The organism is Micromonospora sp. U21 (assembly GCF_018070045.1).
Classification (GTDB): Bacteria; Actinomycetota; Actinomycetes; order Mycobacteriales; family Micromonosporaceae; genus Micromonospora.
In genome coordinates this window covers 1-1,020 of sequence record NZ_JAGPYK010000086.1, presented here as the reverse complement: position 1 = coordinate 1,020, position 1,020 = coordinate 1, and the positions used below count along the sequence as shown (strand labels likewise).

The 1,020-nt window shown below is 64.0% G+C and carries 1 pseudogene; it reads right to left on the bottom strand.

The annotated features are described in order from the left end of the window. A pseudogene (locus KBX63_RS34860) lies at positions 1-477 on the bottom strand (hypothetical protein); the annotation flags it as partial. Between the last annotated feature and the right edge of the window lie 543 nt (positions 478-1,020).

The window sequence follows — 1,020 nt, the reverse complement described above, 5'->3', positions numbered from 1 at the left end:
ACCACGGTTGAGCAGATCGATGGCCTCGACCAGATCCTCCTCGTCACAGTCCACCTCCCTGACCCGGTCCCCGTCCTCACCCTTGCCCTTGTCATCCTTACCGTGCTCACCCTTGCCCTCGTCATCCTTACCGTGCTCACCCTTGCCCTTGTCATCCTTACCGTGCTCACCCCGGCCCTTGTCATCCCAGGCCTGCTCGTCTCCCCAGGCCTTCTCGTTCCAGTTGCCGGCGCCCGGGCCCTGACCTTCATGCCAGTCACGACCCTCCTCGTTACGCTTGTCGTCATTGTTGAGCTGCTGCGCCGTGGACCACTTCAGATCGGCCAGGCCATTGACGCCGCCGCCGTACGCGACTCCCGTGAGACTGACCGCTCCCGTCAGGCCCAGGACGCCGGTGGCGAGCCACAGCTTGCGCCGGCCCGCCGCTGACGTGGTCTGGCGAACGGCGTCATCGTTACTGCGAAGGTAGTTGGACATCTGAGCTCTCTGCCCTCTCCTTGTACCCAGACAAGGTCGCTTCGCCCTCGCGAGCGGCCTTCGCTACAAATCGGTTGTAGCTGCTGAAGAACACCGTATGAGAATGTTCTTCATCATGTGGATGTATCCGAAGGAAACCCACAATTGGTACATGGACGGGTCGGGTAGGCAGGAGTGCGGACGCCGGGTGCGGGCGTGGTAGGAGGGCGCCGAAGGCGCCACACCGGGCTTCGAGGTCGAAGGCTCTCGTGACGTCGGACAGCGGTCAGCCGTGGCCGTCAGGTCGGAGGAGATCTCACGCCACCACCCGACGCCGTCCTGTCGGACCTCCTCCACCGAGGCGGGCGACCGAAGGCGGGAGCCCCTTTCCGCCCGCTGGTCGCGCGGCGGAAGGGACTCCCGCGTTATGTGGTGGTTCAGGCGTGGCAGTCTTTGACGTTGACGCAGTTCTTGGGGTCGTTGTCGGTGACGGTGGACTTGTCGTCGAGTTCGACCTTGCCGTCGTTGTTGAAGATGCCGCCGGCGATCTTGCGGTGGTGGTCG